At 70.3% G+C, this 8603-nt stretch carries 8 protein-coding genes and 1 pseudogene; 6 read left to right on the top strand and 3 right to left on the bottom strand.

Annotation, left to right across the window (positions count from 1 at the left end; all coding sequences use genetic code 11):
• Nucleotides 1-4 precede the first annotated feature (4 nt).
• Nucleotides 5-220 carry a hypothetical protein gene (locus ACZ7L1_RS34515; protein WP_471443003.1) on the bottom strand — a complete coding sequence of 72 codons (216 nt, stop codon included), beginning with the start codon at nt 218-220 and terminating at the stop codon, nt 5-7.
• A 484-nt stretch (nt 221-704) separates the two neighbouring features.
• Here ACZ7L1_RS34515 and ACZ7L1_RS34520 point away from each other — a divergent pair, with 484 nt between their 5' ends.
• Nucleotides 705-1526, top strand: coding sequence for an alpha/beta fold hydrolase (locus ACZ7L1_RS34520; RefSeq protein ID WP_471443005.1), 822 nt, complete (start codon nt 705-707; stop codon nt 1524-1526).
• A gap of 174 nt (nt 1527-1700) precedes the next feature.
• Here ACZ7L1_RS34520 and ACZ7L1_RS34525 read toward each other — a convergent pair whose 3' ends face one another.
• A complete protein-coding gene (locus tag ACZ7L1_RS34525) occupies nt 1701-2147 on the bottom strand; it encodes an MFS transporter (RefSeq protein ID WP_471443007.1) in 447 nt (148 codons plus the stop codon).
• Nucleotides 2148-2189: 42 nt separating this feature from the next.
• Here ACZ7L1_RS34525 and ACZ7L1_RS34530 point away from each other — a divergent pair, with 42 nt between their 5' ends.
• From ACZ7L1_RS34530 to ACZ7L1_RS34550, 5 genes are all read left to right on the top strand, one after another.
• On the top strand, nt 2190-2882 hold the full coding sequence (locus ACZ7L1_RS34530) for a type 1 glutamine amidotransferase domain-containing protein (RefSeq protein ID WP_471443009.1): 693 nt from the start codon (nt 2190-2192) through the stop codon (nt 2880-2882).
• A 235-nt stretch (nt 2883-3117) separates the two neighbouring features.
• Nucleotides 3118-4215, top strand: coding sequence for a PP2C family protein-serine/threonine phosphatase (locus ACZ7L1_RS34535; protein WP_471443011.1), 1098 nt, complete (start codon nt 3118-3120; stop codon nt 4213-4215).
• A 365-nt stretch (nt 4216-4580) separates the two neighbouring features.
• Nucleotides 4581-6821: a telomere-associated protein Tap gene (gene tap, locus ACZ7L1_RS34540; RefSeq protein WP_471443013.1), complete on the top strand. Its 2241-nt coding sequence runs from the start codon at nt 4581-4583 to the stop codon at nt 6819-6821.
• A 15-nt stretch (nt 6822-6836) separates the two neighbouring features.
• Nucleotides 6837-7391, top strand: a complete 555-nt coding sequence (tpg, locus tag ACZ7L1_RS34545; protein ID WP_471443015.1) for a telomere-protecting terminal protein Tpg — start codon at nt 6837-6839, stop codon at nt 7389-7391.
• Nucleotides 7392-7513: 122 nt separating this feature from the next.
• The gene (locus ACZ7L1_RS34550) at nt 7514-8254 is read left to right on the top strand and encodes a VOC family protein (protein WP_471443017.1); all 741 of its coding nucleotides are present in this window, start codon (nt 7514-7516) and stop codon (nt 8252-8254) included.
• 158 nt (nt 8255-8412) lie between these two features.
• Here the strand turns inward: ACZ7L1_RS34550 and ACZ7L1_RS34555 are convergent.
• Nucleotides 8413-8505 (bottom strand): annotated as a pseudogene (locus ACZ7L1_RS34555) (carboxymuconolactone decarboxylase family protein); the annotation flags it as partial.
• Between the last annotated feature and the right edge of the window lie 98 nt (nt 8506-8603).

Here is an 8603-nt window from a genome sequence, read left to right on the forward strand (position 1 = left end):
TGGGTCAGGGCAGAGCGATGCCGTCCAGCTTGCCCGCCTTGGCGTCGTCGACGAGTGAGGAGAACTGGTCGGCGCTCATCTGGACGCGCTGGCCGAAGTCGTCGGTCAGGACGATCCGGCGGTCGGCCGAGGCGTTCGGGTCGACGAACAGTTGGGGACAGCCGCAGTTGCAGTTCCCGCAGAACGTCGCCACGGGTTCCAGGCCGTTGATCTCGGACATGTTGGTCCACCTTCCGGAAGTGCGGGATTGCGGCGCCTCGGCATCCGGGTGTCCGGCGCCGGCCGTCGCGGGGGGATTGTCCAGGGGATACCCGGCGCGGACGGTTGGGACGCGCGGCCCGGGTGTGTGTGGGGGCACGGAGACCGCGGGCGTGCTCTTGTGCCCCCTCCGGTGCCTCGATTCCGTCGAGCGGCCCGGGAACCGAACGGTGTCCGGACCGCCCGCGCGTCAGGGGGCGTCGCCGTCGCTTCCGGCGGATATCCGGGCCTGGCCCGGTCGTACAGCTCCGCGTCCTCGTCGAAGGCCCGGCTCAGACGCACCCGCCGCGGGTCCTCGGGCCTGTCGTCGCGCGTGCGTGGTGTTGTCGGGCATGGGGCGCAGGCTAGTGCTGTGACGAAGAGGGCCGCCCGGGTGAAGGGTTGTGGCTCCGACCGTGAGCCGAGTCGGATGACATGACAGCGAGAGCGGAGGCTTCCCTTATTGGGTGGCACGTGTCCTGTTGTACTGCGAGCATCTGCGGATGCTCACTCTCACCGATGATCTCGGTCACCTGTCCTACGTCGTCGCGGGCGAGGGACCTCCCGTCGTACTCGTGCACGCCGGCGTCGCAGACCACCGTATGTGGGACGCCATCGTGCCCGACCTGGCAGCACGGCACACCGTCATCCGCTACGACCTGCGTGGCTTCGGTGAGTCCGCACCTCCGACCGGCCCGTTCGGCGAGACTGACGATCTGCGCCGTCTCCTGGACCACCTCGGCCACGAACGAGTCCGGCTCGTCGGCGCCTCCTGGGGCGGCCGCGTGGCCCTGGACTTCGCTCTCACCCACCCCACCCGAGTGCGCTCCCTGGCCGTGCTCGCCCCGCCATGGCGGGGATACCACTGGTCTTCGGAAATGGTCACGTACGACGAGGCGGAAACGGCGGCGCTGGCTTCGGGCGACCTGGACGCCGCCGTCCGTATCAACCTGGACATGTGGCTGCGCGGGCCGGCTCGGCAGTGGGAGGACGTCGCTGTCGGACTGGCCGACCGACTCCGGGGCCCGATACGAACGTCGCTGCTCAACCAAGAGATCGTGGGAGAGCACTCCCAGGGCGGTGCAATCGGCGACGTCGCCCTCATCTCCGTGCCCACACTGGTCGGCATCGGCAAGCTCGATGTCACCGACTTCCAGGACATCGCCCGCCGGTACGCCGCTGAGATCCCCGATGCCACCTTGGTCGAGTTCCCCACCGCCGCTCACCTCATCGCGCTGGACGCGCCGGCCGAGCTCCTCTCGGTACTGGGCCCGTTCCTCGAGCGTTAGCGCCGGATCGGGTGGTGGCTCACCGGGCGTCATGCCGCCTCGGCGCCCGGTCAGATCCGAACTCGTCGAAGGCCGACCCCGGTTCGACCTCTGCGGCGACGACGGCCCAAGGCCGGCCGGGGGTGACCGAACCGGCCCTGGACGCGCTGTCGGGTGTGTTCGCCGAGCCGGTCGTCAGGAGGGGAGCGCCTGGTCGCGGGTTTCGGGGGCGAGCCGGACGAGGAGCGTGCCGACGGCGAAGACGACGGCGGTCAGGCTGAGCGAGACGGCGAGGGAGCCGGTGGCGTGGGTGCCGGCCAGCGCCCACTCCCCGCCGACGCCGACGGCGGCCAGGAAGCGGTAGGCGTTCCATTCCCAGAGGTTGGAGGCGATGCCGGCCAGCGCGGTGAAGACCGCGTACATCAGGATGGAGGCCATCATCGCGGGCTTGCGACCGAAGCCGGTGCAGGCGGTCGCGTTGGCGAAGGGCCGGCGCCCGACGGGTCGACGAAGCCCACCCGCCCTGCGCCCGGCGCCTGATCCGACAGCCGTCGGCTTCGGCGGCATGGATGTCGGCGGGCGTTGCGGGCAGCCGCCCGCATGCGTCGGGTCGGACCCTGACATAGGGTGACTTGGGTGCATGACCTCCCGTCGCGTCGGCGAGGATGAGGAGGCGCTTCCGTGATGGCGAAACTACTGTTCGTGATGACCGGAGCCACGTACTGGACGCTCAAGGACGGCACCAGACATGCCACCGGTTACTGGGCCGAGGAGTTCGCGGCCCCGTACAAGGCGCTCACGGAAGCCGGGCACCAGGTCGTGGTGGCCACTCCCCACGGTGTCGTCCCGAACGTGGACATGATGAGCCTGCGCCCCGAGATGGCAGGCAGTGCGGAGACCGCCCTCGAACTGGAGGGCGTCATCCGCTCCGCGGAGGAGATGCGGCGCCCGATCCAGCTGTCGGACGCCCACCTGGAGGACTACGACGCCGTCTACTTCCCCGGCGGCCACGGTCCGATGGAGGACCTGTGGGCCGACGCCGACGCGGGCCGGCTGCTGACCGCTGCGCTCGCCTCCGGCAAACCGCTCGCCGTCGTCTGCCACGCGCCGGCCGCGATACTGGCCACCCGGGTGCACGGCGTTTCACCCTTCGCCGGCTACCGGGTCACGGCCTTCACCAACGACGAGGAGAACGCCGTCGGACTGGGCCCCAGGGCCCGATGGCTGCTGGAGGACGAGCTCAAGGAGTTGGGCGTCGATTTCACCCGCGGCGAGATGTGGAAGCCGTACACGGTGGTGGACCGCAACCTGTACACAGGGCAGAACCCCGCGTCGGCCGCGGTCCTGGCGGAACGGCTGCTGAAGGTCCTGACATAGGCGTCACACGCCCCCGAAAGGCCTGTGCTGCCCTCGCGCCCCCGGCCGGTCGGGAGCCGGCGTCGACAAGCTGGACGACGATCGGCCGGCCTGACGGAGACAAGAGCCCTGAGTGGAGCACGGGACTTCAGCGAGGCAGGCTGTAGCCATGCGGTCGCTGTTCGGCTCATCTGATCCTCCAGGAGCGGGCGGGCACAGCGGGGTCCTCCTCAGACTCGCGCAGTGTGTGCCGTTCATGATCATCATGCTCGCGCTGGGTATCGAGCTCTCGCCCGCACACGCCGTGGTCACCGGTCCCATCCTCGCCGCGATGCCGGCCCTGGCTTCGCTCACGATGGGGCCGAAAGGCACCCTCTCGGCAGCGGGCGGAGCCCTTGCCGTCACCGTGATCACGGCGACCCTCCACGAGAGCTGGGGCGGACAGGTCTACAGCAACCTCCTGTCCCTCTTCGTGGTGTCGGTAGCCAGCATCGTCATGAGCAACACCATGCGCATGCGCAGGCAGAGCGAGCTCGACCAGGTACGCCGTGTCGCCATGGCAGCGCAACGGGTGGTCCTGCCGCCCGTGCCCGCCCGGCTGGGGCCGGTGCAGATGGCCAGTATGTACCGCGCGGCAGAGAAGGGGGCCCAGATCGGGGGAGATCTGTACGAGGCTGTGCAGACCCGGTACGGGGTCCGGATGATCGTGGGGGACGTCCGTGGCAAGGGACTGCCTGCCGTTCGCTTGGCCGCTGCCGTGCTGGGTGCCTTCCGGGAGGCCGCGCACTATGACGCCGAACTGGTCGAGGTGATGAACCACTGTGCGGCCGCACTGGAGCGGCAGAGCACCGGGAGGAACACGATCGATCAAGGCCATGAGGAAGAACGGGCCGAGGACTTCGTGACCGCCGTCGTTGCCCAGGTGTGCGACAACTGCACGGTCCAGGTGGTCAATCGCGGCCATCCACCGCCACTGGTGCTGCGCAACGGCAAGGTCGAGGCACTGACGCCCACCTCGCCGCTGCCTCCCCTGGGCCTGGAGGACTTCCTCAGCGTTACGCCGGCCAAGGCGGAGAACTATCCGTTCGATCCTGGTGACCGGCTGCTGCTGCACACCGACGGCGTGATCGAGGCCCGCAGCCCTGACGGGGTCTTCTTCCCCCTGGACCAGGCCATGGAAGCGGTGCACCCGTGCACTCCCTCGGAGTTCCTCGAGCAGCTGCACCGCGGGCTGATCCGCCACACCGGGGGCCGCCTGGCGGACGACGCGGCGATGCTCCTCGTCGAACGGCTCCCGCAAGGAGGCGGACACGCAGGGGAAGCCACCGCCTCCTCCACGGACGGACGCAACTGACCAAAGTGGGCGCTTCGTACGTCGCCCCGGCGATCGACGCGGGGCGCGGTCGGGTGGCTGTCGCCGTGCGGCCGGGTGGCTGTCCCGGTGCGGCCGGGACGACGCCGACGGCCCGACAGCGAACCGGCCACGGGCCGAATTCCGCCCCATCCGACAGCGGACGCCCGGTCCTTGGCGGTCGAGCGAGCGGAACGGTCACGCTGGTAGGGGAGCGCGGCGCAAGGTCGCACGAACTGCCGCCGGTCGCCGGCACGACGACGATCTCCGGGAGATCATTTTCAGCAGCCGTGAGTGCGCGAAATGTGCGCTGCCCGTACGCGATCCGTACGTTTACCTGAGCTAGGGTAAGGGGCCGGAGGTCTTCCATGTCGGAGTTGTTCGAGGCGGTCGAGGCGTTGATCGCCTCCGCATCGCCGCTGCCGCCGCCGGCGGAGCGCAAGCGGCTGCGCCAGGCGCATGGGCTGACGCTGGACCAGGTCGCCGGCGCGTTGAAGGTACGGCGCGCCACGGTGAGCGGCTGGGAGAACGGGAAGACCGAACCGAGGCCGCCCGAGCGCGAGGCATACGCGCACCTGCTGAAGAAGCTCGCGGAGCTCTACCCCGCCCACTCCGCCGACCCCGCCGCGGCGGCCGACGAGACGTCCGCGACCGTGCCTGCGCCCTCGGGGCCCGCACCTGCAGAGGAAGGGACTCCGTCCACCAGGCCGGCGCCGGATGCTGCGGCCCTGACGGCCTCCAACAACCCCCCGTCGCCCCCCACCCTCGTGGCGGAGTCCCGTCCGGCGGCCACCGCAACGCCGTCGGTGACGCGGCCGGAGGCGAAGAAGGCCGCCCCGCAGAAGGCCACTGCGACCGGGGCCACATCGAGCGAGGTGGATCCGCGGTTCGAGAACGGGCCGCTCGCCGTCGTCGACGTCGACCGGGACGGCCAGGTCCTCGCATACTGCGTCGGTGGCCTCGTCTTGGACGTGCCCGCCAAGTCCCTGCCGTCCCTGGTCGAGTGGACCCTGACCGAAGCCGGACTCGGAGCTCCGCGCCTGAACCACTCGGGGAAGGACGCGGACCCGCTGATCGTGCTCACCGCGTTCGCTTGCGAGCGCTACGGGCTGCCAGAGCGGCTCGCCCACGAGGAACGCCTCGCCGGGCGGATCCCCGACTCCCACAAGGTTGTCAGGCAACTGCAGCGGTCCGACTGGCAGTTGACCAGGCGTGGGTTCGGGCCGTGGGCGCGGATCTACCGCCCGGCCGAGGGTGGCAGGCGCCAGTGCGTGCAGCTGTGCATCCCCTCCTGGGACGCCCTGGACACGCGCCACTGGGACGGCGCGGCGCAGCTTCCGCCGGCGGAGCTCGCCCGGCTCCTGGGCACCTACGCGCAGCGGGTGATGACCCCGCGTGGCTCCACCGCGGTGACGGGCCTTGAGCTGATGACCGCTCTGCACCCACCCACGAGGGCGAGCGAGCCGGACGCCGACGGCCGCCGTCACAGCGAGTACAACCCCGGCTCGCTGGGCAGCGATCCGGTGGACTGCGCGCCGTGCGAGGCGCCGGACGGGCACCCGCTCCTCGCCGGCCTGCCGCGGTTCCACCAGCGGGGCCCGGCCGAGATGCTGCTGGAGGAGGCGTACGACTGGGCCCGGCCGCTCACGGATGACGAGTGCCTGAAGCGCTACGTGGTCGGCATCGACGTCAACCTCGCCTTCGGCGCGGCCGCCAACGGCGCGGTCGTCGGCCTCGCCTGCGAACCGGTCCACGTCAAGAACCCGACCTTCGACCCGAAGCTGCCCGGCTCCTGGCTGGTCGACCTCTCCCATGTCGACCTGTCCCGCGTGCTGGTCGGCAAGGAGTGGAAGCACCTCGACGGGAACCTGCTGCCCAGCCCGTTCACCCCCAGGGGGGAGCGGCCCGAGGGACCGGCCTGGTACGCGACGCCGACCGTGGCCTATGCCGTCGAGCTGGGATACGACATCGCACCCCTCGAGGCCCACGTCCGAACTACCAGCGGCCGCTACCTGGACAGCTGGTACAAGCGGCTCCGCGACGCGTACGTGTCCACCATGGCCGACCTCGGAGTGCCGGAGGGGCTGACGCCGGAGGAGTTCCTCACGGCGATGGACGGCTACAAGCAACGCGATGCGGAGATGGCAGTCGTCCTGTCCGCGATCAAGGCGACCGTCAAGGGCGGCATCGGCAAACTGCGGGAGCGCCCGCGCGGCGGCGGATGGCGCCCCGGCCGGCCGTGGCCGGCACTGTCCCGGCCGACCTGGCGGCCCGACATCCGCGCCGCCGTCATCTCCCGGGCCCGTGTCAACATGCACCGAAAGATGCTCGCCCTCGCCGCGGCCACCGGACGGTACCCTGTGGCGATCCTGTCGGACTGCGCCGTCTACGCCGCCGACGGACCGAGCCCGCTGGACGTCCTGCCCTACCAGGGCGGCAGGACCGTCCCCGGCAGCTTCCGCCTCGGCGTCCTGCCGGGGATGGTGAAGCACGAGGGCACCCAGACCACCCTGTGGGCCGAAGAGGTGCGCGAGAGGCACGGCCAGGACCTCAACCTCGCCCGGTACATCAAGGACGGCCGCATCACCGCCACCGACGGCGGAGAGTAGGAAAGGGGCTGACCGATGGACACGGTCGGGGACGGCCTCGAAGAGGTCCTGCAGAAGGCGTTCACCCGCCCGATCCCCAGGAGCGCCGGTGCCCGGATGCGATACCTCGTCAAGCAGCTCAAGGGCACGAGGCCAGTGGCCGAGCTGCTCGGCATCACCCAGCGCACCGTCGAACGCTACGTCAAGGACGAGCTGAGAAAGCCCAGACCGGAGCTCGCCGAGCGGCTCGAGCGCGAAGTCCGCAGACGCTGGCAGCCGCAGGTCCGTGCCCGGGCCAAGCGGCAGGCGGCCAGCAGGACCGGCATCGTCATCGACGCCCGCGGCCGCTTCGGGTACACCGCCGCCCCCGGCACGACCGACGACCCGCGGCAGCGTCACCTGACGGTGGCGCTGCCCCCCGAGTTCGCGGCCCGTCTCTTCGACGCCCAGGAACAGGGGGCCACCGAGCAGCAGTTGCGCGATATCGCAGCCGAGGGCTTGGGCGAGATCTACTTCCGTGACCGCGGCCGCCGGGCCCAGGGCCTGGAGGTGCAGTTCACCGACGTGGAACACGTGGAGTTCGACCTGTAGGCGCACACCGACGAGCGAACCCGGACCATGCTGTGAATTGGCGCTTCGTCCGGTGACCGAGTTGATCTCTGTTCGGCGCCGGTGCGGATGTCGTTGCAGCGCGGGCGCATAGGATCGCCGACATGGCACTGCGACCTGTGATGGTGAACATCAAGGCTCTTGATCACTCGGCGGTCGGCCGGTTCTGGGCCGAGGCGCTCGGCTGGAGTGCTTACAGCCCCGGTGTGACCACCTACGTGGGACCCTCCGGTGGCCTCGTCTGGCCGGACCCGGTCGGCGTCGGCGTCGACGTCGTTCCCGTCCCGGAACCCAAGACAACGACGAAGAACCGTGTGCACCTCGATCTCGCCACCACCTCCGCGGCGCATCAGGCGGAACTGGTCGCGCGTCTGAAGGCTCTCGGTGCGACGCCCGTCGACGTGGGCCAGGGCGAAGTGCCGTGGACGGTCCTCGCCGACCCCGAGGGCAACGAGTTCTGCGTGCTGGAGCCTCGCGAGATCTACCGGGACACCGGGCCGATCGCCGCGGTGGTGGTCGACTGCGTGGATCCCCGCGCCATGGCCCGGTTCTGGGATGAGGCGATGGACTGGACCCTGCACGAGGTGACCGACGATCACGCGGTGTTGCGCTCCGCCAAGGGTGTCGGCCCGTATCTCGAGTTCCTCCGCACGCCCGACGTGAAGACCGTGCCAGACCGTGTGCATCTTGACCTGCTGCCGTACCCCGGTGACGACAAAGCAGCGGAGGTGGCCCGGCTGCGAGCCCTCGGCGCCGGCGACCTCGACCTCGGCCAGGGCGACGTCCCGTGGACGTGCCTGGCCGACCCGGAGGGCCACGAGTTCTGCGTCCTCGCCCCGTCCTGACGGGGAGCCCCACCGACGTCCCGACAACACTCGACTCGCCAACTGAAACGCCAAGGCATAGTTCCTGAGCGCCCGCACCACAGTAGGGTCAGTTCGACCGCCTACGGGCCTGCTTCACCTCCCGGCCGATTGCCCGGGCGTCGGTGACCGTCCCGAGGTACGGAGGTCTCGCCGGCAGCGGCGGCCTCCTTGGTGTGCATGTCGATACAGAGGGCGCAGCCGTTGATCTGGCTCACGCGCAGCGCCACGAGGACTCCCATCCGTTGATCTTGCGTGGGTATCCTCGGCTTCAGCCGGGGAGGGAAACGCATCCTCGGCCCGGAGGCGCGCAGCGCCGGAGTGCGCTCCG

The organism is Streptomyces sp. NPDC107546 (assembly GCF_055639175.1).